The organism is Pusillimonas sp. DMV24BSW_D (assembly GCF_011388195.1).
In the GTDB taxonomy this organism is placed as follows: domain Bacteria; phylum Pseudomonadota; class Gammaproteobacteria; order Burkholderiales; family Burkholderiaceae_B; genus Neopusillimonas; species Neopusillimonas aestuarii.
The window spans coordinates 2,876,710-2,890,222 of the sequence record NZ_CP049990.1 but is presented as its reverse complement, the minus strand read 5'-3'; the positions used below and the strand labels follow the sequence as shown (position 1 = coordinate 2,890,222).

Annotated in this window: 12 protein-coding genes; 3 read left to right on the top strand and 9 right to left on the bottom strand. The window is 53.3% G+C overall.

All coding sequences use genetic code 11. From position 1 onward, the window contains the following. Positions 1-51: 51 nt before the first annotated feature. Both murU and G9Q38_RS13850 read right to left on the bottom strand, forming a co-directional pair. The gene (gene murU, locus G9Q38_RS13855; protein WP_166132063.1) at positions 52-747 is read right to left on the bottom strand and encodes an N-acetylmuramate alpha-1-phosphate uridylyltransferase MurU; all 696 of its coding nucleotides are present in this window, start codon (positions 745-747) and stop codon (positions 52-54) included. Continuing rightward, positions 747-1,802, bottom strand: coding sequence for an aminoglycoside phosphotransferase family protein (locus G9Q38_RS13850; protein ID WP_166132062.1), 1,056 nt, complete (start codon positions 1,800-1,802; stop codon positions 747-749). Before G9Q38_RS13850 ends, murU begins: the two co-directional genes overlap by 1 nt. A gap of 143 nt (positions 1,803-1,945) precedes the next feature. Here G9Q38_RS13850 and G9Q38_RS13845 point away from each other — a divergent pair, with 143 nt between their 5' ends. Genes G9Q38_RS13845 through rsmA form a run of 3 tightly spaced genes read left to right on the top strand, consistent with a single transcriptional unit; the run spans position 1,946 to position 6,666 of the window. After that, positions 1,946-4,354: an LPS-assembly protein LptD gene (locus tag G9Q38_RS13845; RefSeq protein WP_166132061.1), complete on the top strand. Its 2,409-nt coding sequence runs from the start codon at positions 1,946-1,948 to the stop codon at positions 4,352-4,354. Between the two features lie 41 nt (positions 4,355-4,395). Next, entirely contained in the window at positions 4,396-5,880 is a 1,485-nt protein-coding gene (locus G9Q38_RS13840) for a peptidylprolyl isomerase (protein ID WP_228276139.1), read from the top strand. After that, positions 5,881-6,666, top strand: a complete 786-nt coding sequence (rsmA, locus tag G9Q38_RS13835; protein WP_166132059.1) for a 16S rRNA (adenine(1518)-N(6)/adenine(1519)-N(6))-dimethyltransferase RsmA — start codon at positions 5,881-5,883, stop codon at positions 6,664-6,666. Here rsmA and G9Q38_RS13830 read toward each other — a convergent pair. Genes G9Q38_RS13830 through glyQ form a run of 7 tightly spaced genes read right to left on the bottom strand, consistent with a single transcriptional unit; the run spans position 6,648 to position 13,508 of the window. Next, positions 6,648-7,877 carry a spore maturation protein gene (locus G9Q38_RS13830; protein WP_166132058.1) on the bottom strand — a complete coding sequence of 410 codons (1,230 nt, stop codon included), beginning with the start codon at positions 7,875-7,877 and terminating at the stop codon, positions 6,648-6,650. The genes rsmA and G9Q38_RS13830 overlap by 19 nt on opposite strands. A 23-nt stretch (positions 7,878-7,900) precedes the next feature. Next, entirely contained in the window at positions 7,901-8,296 is a 396-nt protein-coding gene (gloA, locus tag G9Q38_RS13825) for a lactoylglutathione lyase (RefSeq protein WP_119442230.1), read from the bottom strand. Then, positions 8,297-9,202: a M48 family metallopeptidase gene (locus tag G9Q38_RS13820; RefSeq protein ID WP_166132057.1), complete on the bottom strand. Its 906-nt coding sequence runs from the start codon at positions 9,200-9,202 to the stop codon at positions 8,297-8,299. Next, positions 9,189-9,917: a lysophospholipid acyltransferase family protein gene (locus G9Q38_RS13815; protein ID WP_166132056.1), complete on the bottom strand. Its 729-nt coding sequence runs from the start codon at positions 9,915-9,917 to the stop codon at positions 9,189-9,191. The genes G9Q38_RS13820 and G9Q38_RS13815 overlap by 14 nt, the downstream gene beginning before the upstream one ends. Before the next feature lie 2 nt (positions 9,918-9,919). After that, positions 9,920-10,456, bottom strand: a complete 537-nt coding sequence (gene gmhB, locus G9Q38_RS13810; protein WP_166132054.1) for a D-glycero-beta-D-manno-heptose 1,7-bisphosphate 7-phosphatase — start codon at positions 10,454-10,456, stop codon at positions 9,920-9,922. After that, positions 10,453-12,606, bottom strand: a complete 2,154-nt coding sequence (gene glyS / locus G9Q38_RS13805) for a glycine--tRNA ligase subunit beta (protein ID WP_166132052.1) — start codon at positions 12,604-12,606, stop codon at positions 10,453-10,455. The genes gmhB and glyS overlap by 4 nt, the downstream gene beginning before the upstream one ends. Beyond that, positions 12,606-13,508 carry a glycine--tRNA ligase subunit alpha gene (gene glyQ / locus G9Q38_RS13800; RefSeq protein WP_114421112.1) on the bottom strand — a complete coding sequence of 301 codons (903 nt, stop codon included), beginning with the start codon at positions 13,506-13,508 and terminating at the stop codon, positions 12,606-12,608. Before glyQ ends, glyS begins: the two co-directional genes overlap by 1 nt. Positions 13,509-13,513 lie beyond the last annotated feature (5 nt).

The window sequence follows — 13,513 nt, the reverse complement described above, 5'->3', positions numbered from 1 at the left end:
TCCTGAGTGTTGCGCAGGTCGTGAGATCAGAATAGTGTGCGCCGGAAGCGATTAAAACTGGAGTTTGCGTTCCAGTGCGTGGAGACGGTCGGGTGTCCCGACGTCGATCCAGTAGCCATTGTAATGCGCTCCGATCACCTCGTGTTTGTCCATGGCTTTACACAGAAGAGGCGCAAGACGAGCGGGCTCATGGCTGGGGATACTGGAAAACATAGCGGGTTGATAAACACCAATTCCGGAAAACGTAAGCTTACGATCAGTACGACACCCATTGCTGTGACGAAGTTCATCAGTTGTATCAAGATAAAAATCGCCGTTGGGGTGGTGGTCGGGGTTGTCAACCAAAAGCAGCCACGCGTTTTTTTCTTGTTCTTGCAGCGTGCGGGCATGCTTTTTGGCATGATGCGGCAACCAATCGCACCACACGTCACCGTTCATGACTAAAAATGGCTGCTCTCCAAGCAGTGGCAGTGCCTTGGCAATGCCGCCGGCCGTTTCCAGGGCATATTCTTCGGGGGAGTATTCCAGTGTTGCACCGAATGCCGATCCGTTGCCCAATGCGGCTTCAATCTTTTTGCCCAACCAAGCATGGTTAACAACAATTTCGGTAATGCCCGCTTCTACCAGCCGCTCAATATGCCAGACAATCAGAGGTTTGCCTGCTACGGGTAACAGGGGTTTGGGCGTATGGTCGGTAAGGGGTCGCATACGTTCACCGCGCCCTGCTGCAAGAATCATTGCCCGCATTACAGCGATAACCCCATGACGCGGGTTTTGCCTTCAAGGCGGTCAAGGAGCCGTAAAAGCGGCTTGAATTCGCCGTATCGGTCGGCGACTTGCCGCACATAGGCCATGACCCGAGGGATGTGGTCGAGGTAATGGTGTTTGCCGTCGCGCAGAGAAAGTCGGGCGAATACGCCGAGAATGCGTAAGTTACGTTGCAGACCCATCCATTCATAAGCGCGATGGAAGTCTGCGAAATCTTTGTCGACAGGCAACCCAAGTTTGCGTGCTTCCTCCCAGTAACGTATGGCCCAGTCCAACTGCTGTGGTTCTTCCCAACTGGTTCTTGCGTCCATAACAAGCGAGGCAATGTCGTAGGTGATCGGGCCTGCCACGGCGTCTTGGTAATCAATAATGCCTGGGTTCGCGCCGAATCGGGGTTCGGTGCAGAGCATCAGGTTGGGCGAGTGAAAATCGCGATGAACCAGTACTTTTTCAGCGCGAACGTTATCGTTCACGAGCGCTTGGAAGAGTTTGTTAAGGTCGTCCTTTTCTTGTCTGGTAAGCGTCGCGTTGCAATGGCGTTCTACATACCACTCCGGAAACAGGGATAGTTCCGTGAGCATGCGAGGCTTGTCGTAAAAGGGCAGGCCGGAGGTTTGTGCCGTTTGCATGGTGGCCAACGCCGACAATGCCTCTTTGTAGCGTGCTTGCAAGATGTCGTCGGCCAGGCCGGTTTGGATTGCCTGGTAATAGGTTTGGGGCCCCAGGTCGGATAAAAGCAGGAAGCCGTTCTGGAGGTTTTGGGCCAATATGGTGGGAACATTCAAACCGACGTCGCGCAGCAAAGCCGTTACGTGTAAAAATGGTTCGCAATTTTCCTGCGCGGGCGGCGCGTCCATAACGATTAGGGTGCGATCATGCGCCTTTACCCGGAAATAGCGTCGAAAGCTGGCGTCGCTGGAGGCAGGTTCCAGTGTTTCAAGTGCAATACCCATTGAGGGCGTTGTGTGCTGAAGCCATTCCTTCAACTGGGTCAGGCGATTGTCGGGAGGTTGCTGCGTGTTGTGTTGAGTCATGTTGGGCAAGAAAAAATAAGGAAAAGTTCTTTTGTAACGGCAAACTGGAGGTTTGGTCAGGTTCTCCTATAATACCGGGTTGCTGTTTCTTTCGTTGCGGCCACAGTGCCAAAATAATAACTGTTTCGTGGGGTTGATTTCTCGTGCGTTTTGTCTGTTGGTCGGTATTTCTGGCGGTAAGTGTTTTGTCTGCGGCAAAGGCCAGTGGGCAGCAGTTTGCCGAACCGGTCCCGTCGATGCGCATCTCGGAAATACCGGCAGCCGATCAGGGGTTGCGTGAATCCAGCCGGTTGAATGCTCATGGCGGAGTACCGGAAAGCGAGTTATCGGCGTTTACGATTTCTGACAAAATAGAGAACGATACCGACGATAAGATTATTCTTACCGGCAATGCCGAGGTTCGGCGCAACGACGCAGTGGTCAAAGGTCAACGTATCGATTACCAACGTGGAACCGGGCAGGTCGACGTGTGGGGTGATGGTTACCTTATGCGCGACGGTAACGTTGTGAAAGGCCCGGAAATTCACTACAACCTTGATAGTGAAACAGGGGAAATCACAAACGCTGATTTTTGGTTGGGTGCCGGCGGTGGTTCGGGTACGTCGGCCTTAACGCAGGTTTTTAGTCGGTCGCAAATGCGCATGACCGATATGGAATACGCTGCATGCCCATGCCCCGATCCCGCTTGGTATATATCGGCTCCCCGTGTTGATTTTGATTTCGACGAGAACGAAGGCGTGGCTCGTAACGGGGTGCTGTTTTTCAAAGGCGTGCCGATTCTGGCGTCACCTTATTTGTCTTTTCCTATTCGTAAAGAGCGCAAATCAGGTTTCCTGATCCCCAGTTATGGAGGATCAAGTAATTCAGGCTACGAGTTCGCCCTACCGTATTATTTTAATTTGGCGCCCAACTACGATTTAACGTTAACACCGCGCTACATGTCCAAAAGGGGTGTGCAACTTGGGGCTGAGTACCGTTATTTAGGGCGGTCCTATAGCGGTATGCTGGCAGGCACTTATCTTCCCAACGACAAGCAAACGCAAGAAAAGCGTTGGATGTATACCTGGCGTCATGAGCATCGTTTCGGGCATGGGTTTTATGCTTCGGCCGACATTAATGCGGTGTCTGATGACAATTATTTTCGTGATTTTTCAACCATTGGCGTAAATCAGGCTTCCATCGACTACCTGCCTCGCGTTTTAACGGTGGGTTGGGCCGGCAGCCCCTATTGGCAGGCCTCTGTTCAACATTACACTTATCAAACAATTCAGGATACGACAGCCGGCGCATCGTATCGCTATCCGCAGTTCAACAAAGAGCCGGAGCTCTTTGTTCGTGGCGCCCGTTACGATTGGCATGGTTTTGATCTGGTGTCGTTGAACTATGCAACCAAGTTTGTGATGCCCCGGTATAAAGGCGGCGGGTATCCGGGCTTGGTGGATGGCCAGCGTTTAAGGCCTGACGGTACGCGCATGACGTCGTACAACGCCATTTCCTTTCCTGTTGTCAAGCCGGGTTGGTACGTTACACCTAAAGCCGCGCTCCACATGAGCCAGTACAATACCAACTGGTATCCTGGTCAATTCCCGCAGTTTTCGGGCCGGCCGGGGTCGGAGTCGCGAGTGGTGCCTTTGTTTTCGATTGATTCGGGCCTTATGTTCGAACGAGACACCCATTTCTTTGGTAACCCTTCTGTTCAAACATTAGAGCCGCGCCTCTATTATTTAAGAGTCCCCTATCGCGACCAAGACAATCTGCCTGTTTATGATACGGGTATTGCAACGTTCAATTTTGCCCAGGCCTTCGATGAAAACTATTTCAGCGGCGGCTGGGACAGAATTGCCGACGCCAACCAGTTAACCGTGGGTCTTACCACACGGTGGCTGGATGCCGATACGGGTTTCGAAAGGCTGTCGTTATCGGCCGCCCAAAGAATCTACTTCGATGACCGGCGTGTTACGTTACCTGGCGGTGCCCCTCGTACGGATAAAAAATCAGATTACCTGGTGGGAGTGAATGCGGCTCTCACTGATAAGCTCAACGTGCGTTTTGATGCGCAATTCAACCCCGAATCGAACGACCGCAATAGAATGACGGCGGGTTTGCGCTGGAATCCCAAACGGTTGGCCACGTTGTCCGCCTCCTATCGATACGAGCGTGATCCAAGACAGGTATCCAACCCGGATTATGTTTATGGCCCCAACGACCCTAATTTAACCAAAGAGCAAGTTAGTGTCTCGGGCCAGTGGCCGCTCACCTCTAAAATTTCACTCATGGGCCGAATCGATTACGCTATTGATGAAAAGCGCACCACCCAATCTATTATGGGGCTGGAGTATCAGGGTGACTGTTGCTGGGCGGCTCGTGTTGTATTCCAGCGTTATGCCGTATCGCTGGGAGACAAGAATACGGCTTTGTTCCTGCAGCTGGAGTTGAATGGTCTTGGTTCGCTGGGTACCGATCCACTTGGGTTCCTGGGGCGTAATATCCGTGGGTATCAGTCGGCTACGCCGCCCATCCCCGACACAACCACTTTCGAGAGGTATGAATAATGTTTGTTTTGTCCGTAAAACGCCGGCTTGCGGTATGTGCAATGCCAGTTCTGGGTCTGCTGGCTGTAATGGGTGTTGGTCATGCACAGCCGAACGGCCCCGCGTCGGCGACCGGACAAGCGGCGCAATCACCCACGCGTTTTGTCGACGGGATTGCCGCTGTTGTCAATAAACAAGTCATTACTTTGTACCAACTTGAGCAGGAACTGAAGGCGGCTAAAGCACAACTTGCCATGCAAAACATCCAGGCTCCCGATGACGATACACTTCGGCGTCAGGTTTTGCAGCGCATGATTACCGAAGAGTTAATTCGGCAAGAGGCCAGGCGTTTGAATGTTGGCGTGAGTGATGCCCAGCTTGATCAGGCAGTTGCCAACATCGCTCAGCGCAACAATATGTCCGAGGCGCAATTGCGGGCGGAAATCGAAAAGTCGGGTGTTACCTGGGATTACTACCGCCAGTCGTTGCGTCAGGAAATTCTTACCGATTTGGTGCGTCAACGTGAAGTTGATAGCCGAATTATGATTTCCGACGGTGAAGTGGATGCTTTTTTACGTAGTCAAAGTGTGACGGGTGGATTTGTTGGTGGCGGGCAGCCAACTGCTGGTGCACCGGCGGGTCAAGCGCCGGCTCAAGCTTCGCCCATGCAACCTCTCGGTTTGGCGCAAATCCTTATTCAGGTTCCCGAGTCGGCGTCACCTTCACAAGTTGAAGAGTATCGGCGTGAAGCTCAAGATGCGTTGGCGCGAATTAAAGCCGGTGCGGATTTTGCCGCCGTTGCCGCCGCAGTCTCCGACGGTCCGGGGGCGCTGGAAGGCGGTGATATGGGGGTTCGACCCGCGCAAGGCTGGCCCGACTTGTTTTTGCAGGCGGTTCAGAATTTGTCTGCAAATGAGGTTAGTGACATTATTCGCAGTGGTAACGGGTTTCATATTTTGAAAGTAACGACCCGGGGCCCAGGGCCTCAGCAATCGGCTCAGCAACAAATGCCACCCCCTCCCGAAGTTGATTCGCGTGCAAATGAAATGGCCGCTGTATTTCAGTCAGAAGGCCCGATGATGGTGACGCAAACGCGCGCGCGCCATATTCTGATAAAAATCGATCAGGCAACTTCCGATGAGCGTGCCCGTACTCGTCTTGAGGATATTCGGCAACGGGTTTTGGCAGGCGAGGATTTCGCTGATCTGGCGCGTCGCTATTCAGAAGATGCGTCGGCGCCACTGGGTGGCGATTTGGGTTGGCTTTCGCCGGGCGAAACCGTGCCGCCATTTGAGCAGGCAATGGATAACTTGCAGCCTGGCGAAATCAGTGAGCCTGTAAGAACGCCTTTTGGCTGGCATCTAATTACTGTCCAGGAGCGTCGAACTGAGGATATGGAGGAAGAGTTCAAGCGGATGCGCGCGCGCGAGGTGTTGTTTGAGCGCCAGGTGGGCCCTGCTTTTGATGATTGGCTCGGGCGGGTTCGTGCACAGGCGTATATCGATAACCGCCTTGATCCGCGTGGAAACCAGTTGAATCGGAATTAAATGGGCACACACCAGGCTCGCAAGCGATTCGGTCAGAATTTTCTGGTCGACGTTTCGGTAATCGATCAAATTGTTCGTGCCATTGATCCCAACGCTCATGACAGGGTGTTGGAAATCGGGCCTGGGCAGGCAGCATTAACGGCCCCACTGTTGGCGCGTTTGAACCACTTGACCGTTATCGAGATCGATCGCGATCTGGCCCAACGGCTTAGAAGCCGGTATCCGGACACTAAATTAACGGTTCTTGAGGCCGATGTTTTAAATGTTGATTTTTCACTGCTAGGGGCGTCTTTAAGGGTAGTCGGCAACCTTCCCTATAATATTTCAAGCCCTTTGCTTTTCAAGCTGATTGATTATGCGGATCAAATTAAAGATCAGCATTTTATGCTGCAAAAAGAGGTTGTCGATCGCATGGTTGCAGTGCCAGGAGACCCGCACTACAGTCGTTTGTCGGTGATGCTTCAGGCCCGCTACGCTATGACGCGTTTGTTTGATGTTCCGCCCACGGCGTTCGAGCCGCCACCGAAGGTGGTTTCAGCCATTGTAAGAATGGTGCCGCTGCCGCATGATCGTTTGCGCCCTCAAGATGAAGGTCTGTTTTCGGCATTGGTTGCACGGGCTTTTGGTCAGCGCAGAAAAATGCTTCGGCGCAGTTTGGGTGACTGGGCACCGCTGGTTGATTGGGGTTTTGTGGGCATCGCTGAAACTGCGCGGCCGGAAGCTTTGTCGGTTGCGCAGTTTATTGCTTTGGCCGATTATCTATTGCCTCAGGTGAAGAACCAATAGCAAACGGCGATGGCGGCAGTGATGCCGGCGAAATCGGCAACGAGTGCGCATGGTACGGCGTGTCGTGCGCGCTGGACTCCCACAGCGCCAAAATAAACGGCAAGAACATAAAACGTCGTTTCGGTGCTGCCTTGAACGGTGGCTGCCAACAGCCCTGCAAAACTATCCACGCCATGATGCTGCATTGTTTCCAACATCATGGCCCTTGCGGCACTTCCCGAGAACGGTTTGGTCAGTGCTGTTGGCAGGGCGTCGATAAAGCGCGTATCCATGCCGAAACCCGCAACAATCCATCGTAATAGCTCAAGCAGCGCGTCAAGTGCACCGGATGCACGTAACGCGCCAATTGCGCACAGCATGGCAACCAAGTAGGGCAGCAGGCTCTTTGCAATTTCAAACCCTTCTTTGGCACCTTCAATAAAGTGCTCATAGACAGGAACCTTGCGTATGAAACCAACGATCAGAAAAAGGATGATCAGGCCGAAAAGAATCAAATTTCCGAGCAAGGATGAAAGGGCGCTCAGTGCCGTGGCCGATAAGCCCGCCAACAGTGCCATGAAACTGCCCAGGAGTACGGCGGCTGCGCCTAACCACAGCATCACAACCGGGTCGGTGAGTTTAATGCGCTGCACCAGCGCTACAGCCAACAAACCTGCCAGCGATGAGGCCGTTGTTGCCAGTAGAATGGGTAGAAATACCAGCGTTGGGTCGGGGGCGCCCTGTTGAGCACGGTACATGAATATCGTGACGGGTAGCAGTGTCAGCGACGAAGTATTCAGGACCAAAAACAAAATTTGTGCGTTGCTGGCGGTATTCGGTGTGGGGTTAAGATTTTGCAATTCGCGCATGGCGCGCAAGCCGATTGGGGTGGCGGCATTGTCGAGCCCCAGCCCATTTGCTGCGAAGTTGAGTGTAATTAAACCCAAAGCGGGATGATTTCGGGGTACCTCCGGCATGAGTCTTTGAAAAAGCGGACTTAGCCATCTTGAGAGCGTGTTGATAAGCCCTGCGGATTCGGCGATGCGTAAAAACCCAAGCCATAATGTTAGGGTGCCGAACAGCAAAATCATGATGCTGACCGACAATTCGGCCATTTGGAACAGGCTTTGCACAATACGACCGAATACGTCGGGATCGGAAAGCACTAACCATTGATAGAGGCCCGCACAAGCCGCAATCAGAAAGAAGGCTAGCCAAAGAGCGTTCAGCATCGTTGGGTAAGCGGTTGTGCTGCTTAGTCGGCGCGGCCTTTACGTTGAATCAGCTCGATTTTGTAGCCGTCTGGGTCTTCGACGAACGCAATAACCGTGGTGCTGTGCTTCATGGGGCCGGCATCCCGCACGACGTTACCACCCTTATTGCGAATGGTCTCACAGGCCGCGTAAGCGTCTTCTACTTCCAGGGCGATATGGCCGTAACCGTTTCCAAGGTCGTATTGGTCGGTATCCCAGTTGTATGTCAGTTCGATAACAGCGCCGTCCGCTTCGTCTTGATAGCCTACAAAAGCGAGGGTGAATTTTCCACCTGGGTAATCTTGTTTACGCAGCAGACGCATCCCTAAAACTTCCGTGTAAAAGGCCAGCGAACGGTCGAGGTTGCCAACGCGCAACATGGTGTGCAGTATTCGCATTCAGAAGTCTCCTTGAAGCAAAGGTAAGGATGCAGGATCTTGACCCCGCAGGATATCACGGGCGCGCTCGAAACCGGGGCACAAGCGACCTACCTCACGCCAAAAAGAAGCGCTGTGGTCCATGTGACGCAGGTGGGCCAGTTCATGTGCGATCACGTAATCGATGACGTCGGGTTCAAAATGAATCAGACGCCAGTTCAACATGATATTCCGGTCGGAATTGCATGAGCCCCAACGGGTTGTCGCGTTTGAAAGGCGCCAGCGGTTAATGGAAAGGTCGGGGTGGCGATGGGTGAAATAACGAATGCGTAGGTCAAACCACTCTTTTGCCTGCGCCTGCAGCCACATGTGTGTACTGTCACGGACACGGCGGTGATCCGCGTTCGCCGGTAAACCAATGAGCAGTGCATCATCAGGTTTTGGCGCTTGTGTGTTGCCGCGAAAGCGCGTTTGTGTTTCCAGACCCAGTCGTAAAATAATTAAATTTCCCAGGTAGGGGATTTTTCCCCCATCGTGCCATTGCGTGTCGGCTAAGGCCAGTTTCTTTCTACGTTCCTGATGGTGACGGATTTTAGCCAGGATCCAGGTCGCCTTATCGTCGATTGCCGCATTGATTTGTTTCAAACTGACCCAACGGGGGGCAGTAACACGCAAGCCATCTTCGTTAACTTGCAGGCCGATGCTTTTTCTGCGTGACCTTAGTAACACGAAACCAATCGTTTGCAGTGATGTGACTGTTTCACGCCATTGTGCGCCATCGGGTAATGACGGGGGGGGCGGCGTTGGAACAGGGGCTTTGTTGTGTGCGTTATCGGTTCGCAGCGCAGGAGAAGGGGAGGGAGGCTTCTCGGGCTTCCCGGGTTGGGACGAGTATTCGAACAGTGCTAATTGTTCACTCTGTGCCATAACGTTCCGGATTCAGAATACGCATTTCCGCTTCGATCCATTTTTGCACAAGCTGGTTAACCTCAGCCGCGTTACGGCCTGCGCTTTCGATAGGTGGGCCAATTGACACGGTAATGCAACCGGGCTTTTTGACAAATGCATTGCGAGGCCAGCATTCGCCGGAGTTAAGCGCTATTGGCACGACCGGTGCGCCGGTTCTAGCAGCCAGCATGGCGCCGCCGGTTTTGAAGCGGGCGGTTTTGCCGGGTGCGACACGGGTACCCTCGGGGAAGAGCACCGGCCAGCGACCTTCGTTAAGTCTTTTTCGCCCGATTTCCACGACCTGTTCAAAGGCGTCGCGCCCCTTGCTGCGGTTGATTGGAATCATACCCAGCAAAGCCAGCCCCCAACCGAAAAATGGAACGCGATGAAGCTCTTTTTTGTAAACAAAACAGGCTTGCCGAGGCAGGTAGGCAGGTAGGAATAAAGTTTCCCAAGCAGATTGATGTTTGGCAAGAATGACCGCCGGGCCGCTCGGCAGGTTCTCCCACCCTTTGATCTGCCATTTAATACCGAGAATGATGCGTGCCCCCCAAATAGCGAGGCGGGGCCAGCCCATGGTAAGCCGATAACGTTGATGCAAGGGCAGAAACGACCAAGCAAGGCAGGCAAAAGCATAAGGGATAACGGTAACGGTAAGGAACGCCATGTAAAGCGCAGAGCGTATCCAGGCCATGTTCAGGCCTCCAGCCAAGCGTCGACAACGTCGGCGAGGGTATCGCGCACTTGCGTTCCGCTGGGCAGGTCACCGTTAGCCCATGTTTTTTTGCCGTTACCTGTCATGACCAGCCAAGGGGCGCACCCCGCCGCACTGGCGGCCTGCAGGTCGCGCCAGGAGTCCCCCACTGAGGGCACCTGGTCTAATTTTGTATCGTAACGACGTGCTATATCGTGAAATAGGCCGGGGCGAGGTTTGCGGCATTCGCAACCGTCGTCGGGGCCGTGAGGGCAGATAAAAATGGCGTCGACATGGCCGCCAAGCTGGGCAAGTTCGTGGCGCAGTTTTGCATGAATGGCATTCAGCGTTTCAACGCTGAACAGGCCACGCGCCAGACCAGATTGGTTACTGGCTATGATCACGCGCCAACCGGCATGTGAAAGACGTGAAATGGCTTCGAGGCTACCGGGGATAGGTATCCATTCATCGGGGCTTTTAACGTAAGCCTCGCTATCGAAGTTGATGACGCCGTCGCGGTCGAGAATGGCAAGTTTCACTGCGCTAACCTGGAAATATCCGCTACTTGGTTCATAAGTTGTTTGAGCCGGCCCAGTAGTGCCAGACGGTTGTCCCGAAGGGCGGGGTCGGGAGCCATGACCATGACATCGTTGAAGAATTGGTCGACGGCATCGCGCACACCCGATAAAGTCGTTAGATTACCGCGAAAATCGCCGGCTTTGAACTGCTGATGCGCGCGAGGCTCAAGTTCGTTAATGAGCTTTTCCAGCGCTTGTTCGGCGGGTTCTTCGAGCAATTGCGGATCTACGGTTTGCATATTGATATTTGCTTTTTTAAGCAAATTAACAATACGCTTATTTGCCGAGGCGAGGCTTTGCGCTTCGGGTAGTTCGGCAAAAGCCGTGCAGGCCTGGATGCGCGTGTGCACTTCGTTCAGTGGGGGGGCAAGTTCAAGCACCGCATCGATAACAGTACGGTCAAATTCCGACGCCAGAAGGTTGCGATAACGTTCATAAATAAAGTGGCTTACTTCGGCGACGACATCGTCGTTAATAGAAGTATCACTAAAGGTTTTTCGAGCGAATTCAAGTAACCCGGTAATGGTGAGTTTATTGGGTTGCCCAGGCTGTAAATACGCTCCCGCAGCAAGCTGCTCGAAAGCGCTGATGATCCCAAGTGCGGCTCGGCGAAGGCCATAGGGGTCGCGTTCTCCGCTGGGTACAAGGCCGATCCCCCAGATACCGATCAATGTTTCGGCGCGCTCGGCAATAAACAGCGCAACAGTCGTTTCATTGTGGGTGTTTACCGGGCTTTCAAGGCGAATTTGGTATTGACCGGTAATGGCATTGACCACTGACGCAGGTTCGTTGTCGGCTTGCGCGTAGTAGCCGCCCATAATGCCCTGCAGTTCGGGAAATTCGCCCACCATATTTGTGTTCAGGTCGGCCTTTGCCAGCAGGGCGGCGCGGTCGGCGTTGTTCGTGTCGGCACCAATGTTTTCTGCGACATATCGCGCGATGGCACGAACGCGTTCAATACGCTCACGCTGAGAGCCTAGTTTGTTGTGATAAACACGACTTTCCAAGGCTTCAACGCGGCTTGCCAACGAGGTTTTGCGGTCGGTGTTGTAGAAAAATTGGGCATCGGCCAGGCGAGGCCTGACCACGCGCTCGTTACCTTCCACGATGTTGGAAGGGTCTGCCACTTCCATATTGCTTACGATAAGGAATTGATGCGTCAGCTTGCCGGAAGCCGGATCAAATAAAGGAAAGTATTTTTGATTCAACCGCATGGTAAGGATAAGGCACTCTGCCGGTACCTCCAGGAAAGCCGGGTCGAACTGGCCTGTGTAAACCGTGGGGTGTTCCACCAGTGCGGTTACTTCATCGAGTAACGCCCAGGTTTCCGGATCATTACCAATCGTGTGACCCAATGCGTTTGCATGTTTTTCAAGCTGTTCCCTGATTGTGTCACGACGCACTTCGAAGGACGGAATAATGCGCCCTTCCTTAGTGAGTTGGGTTTCGTATGTGTCAGCCGATTGAATTTCGATTGACTGTTGCCCCATAAAACGGTGACCGCTGGAGGTGCGGCCCGCCTGAAGCCCAAGCAGGGTTATCGGCACAATATCTGCGCCAAGCAGCGCCACCAGTTGATGTGCCGGGCGCACAAACTTTACGCTGGTTTGACCATCGGCCAGTTGGTATCGCATGACTTTGGGAATGGGCAGGTTTGCAACGGCCTCTTCCAATGCCTTTTGCAGGCCTTGTGTTAGTTGCGCACCCTGGGCGGTGCCTTTGGCGTAAAGGTAGTCTTGTTTGCCGTCAGATTCGGTATGCAGGTTCTCGGGTTGCAGGTGGCTCCAACCTTTTGCATCCAGCTTTTTCTTTAAAGCCGCCGTTGCCTGACCGTTGTCGTCCAACCCGATTTTCACCGGCATCAGCTTTTCTGTGAATGGCTGATCAGGAGCTTGTTTCAAAACGTGGCTAAGTCTGACTGCAAGGCGTCGTGGTGTGGCGAAATAGGTTGTTGTGCAGCCTTCGGCCAGCAAGTGTTGTTGTGCCAAGCCAGATGTGATCCCATCGGCAAAGGCTTTGCCAAGCTTGCTGAGTGCTTTTGGAGGGAGCTCTTCAGTAACCAGTTCAACCAACAGGGGGTTTTGCGTCTCTTTTGCGGCAGCGTGATTCATCAAACTGCCTCCGATTGTTTAGCTAACATGGGGAAACCCAGTTTTTCTCGTGATTCATAGTAGGCATGTGCAACGGCACGCGACAAATTACGAATGCGGGCAATATAGCCGGCACGTTCGGTAACGCTGATTGCGCCGCGGGCATCGAGCATGTTGAATGTGTGAGCCGCTTTGAGCGTTTGTTCATAAGCGGGCAACGCCAGCGGAACCTGAATGAGCTTTTCAGCTTCCGCCTCATAGTCGTTGAAGTGGCGGAACAAGGCTTCGGTTGACGCATATTCGAAGTTGTAGGTGGACTGCTCAACCTCGTTTTGATGGAAAACGTCGCGATACAGCACTTTTCGGCCTTGCGCATCTTGCGTCCAGACAAGGTCGTAGACACTTTCAACACCTTGCAGATACATGGCCAAACGTTCCAGACCATAGGTAATTTCGCCCGTTGTAGGCGTGCAATCCAGGCCGCCCACCTGCTGGAAATAAGTGAACTGCGTCACTTCCATACCATTGAGCCAGACTTCCCAACCCAGGCCCCATGCCCCCAGCGTTGGGTTTTCCCAGTCGTCTTCAACGAAACGGATGTCGTGTTCTTCAGGTTGAATGCCGAGTGCCCGCAAGGAGTTGATATATAGCTCGAGGATATCGGGCGGCGCCGGTTTCAGGACTACCTGATACTGATAATAATGTTGAAGTCGGTTTGGGTTTTCGCCGTAACGTCCGTCTTTAGGGCGCCGAGAGGGTTGAACATAGGCGGCACGCCAAGGTTCCGGCCCGATGGCACGCAGGAAGGTGGCAGTGTGAGAAGTACCCGCCCCGACTTCCATGTCGTAGGGCTGAAGCAGGGCACAGCCTTGCTGGTCCCAGTAGTTTTGAAGTGTCAGGATAATTTGCTGAAACGTGAGCATGAGTA

What these genes read in the sequence shown, in the direction of transcription:
- murU (WP_166132063.1), bottom strand. Translation starts at nt 747, where the DNA reads ATGCGGGCAATGATTCTTGCAGCAGGGCGCGGTGAACGTATGCGACCC.
- G9Q38_RS13850 (WP_166132062.1), bottom strand. Translation starts at nt 1,802, where the DNA reads ATGACTCAACACAACACGCAGCAACCTCCCGACAATCGCCTGACCCAG.
- G9Q38_RS13840 (WP_228276139.1), top strand. Translation starts at nt 4,396, where the DNA reads ATGCCAGTTCTGGGTCTGCTGGCTGTAATGGGTGTTGGTCATGCACAG.
- rsmA (WP_166132059.1), top strand. Translation starts at nt 5,881, where the DNA reads ATGGGCACACACCAGGCTCGCAAGCGATTCGGTCAGAATTTTCTGGTC.
- G9Q38_RS13830 (WP_166132058.1), bottom strand. Translation starts at nt 7,877, where the DNA reads ATGCTGAACGCTCTTTGGCTAGCCTTCTTTCTGATTGCGGCTTGTGCG.
- gloA (WP_119442230.1), bottom strand. Translation starts at nt 8,296, where the DNA reads ATGCGAATACTGCACACCATGTTGCGCGTTGGCAACCTCGACCGTTCG.
- G9Q38_RS13820 (WP_166132057.1), bottom strand. Translation starts at nt 9,202, where the DNA reads ATGGCACAGAGTGAACAATTAGCACTGTTCGAATACTCGTCCCAACCC.
- G9Q38_RS13815 (WP_166132056.1), bottom strand. Translation starts at nt 9,917, where the DNA reads ATGGCCTGGATACGCTCTGCGCTTTACATGGCGTTCCTTACCGTTACC.
- glyS (WP_166132052.1), bottom strand. Translation starts at nt 12,606, where the DNA reads ATGAATCACGCTGCCGCAAAAGAGACGCAAAACCCCCTGTTGGTTGAA.
- glyQ (WP_114421112.1), bottom strand. Translation starts at nt 13,508, where the DNA reads ATGCTCACGTTTCAGCAAATTATCCTGACACTTCAAAACTACTGGGAC.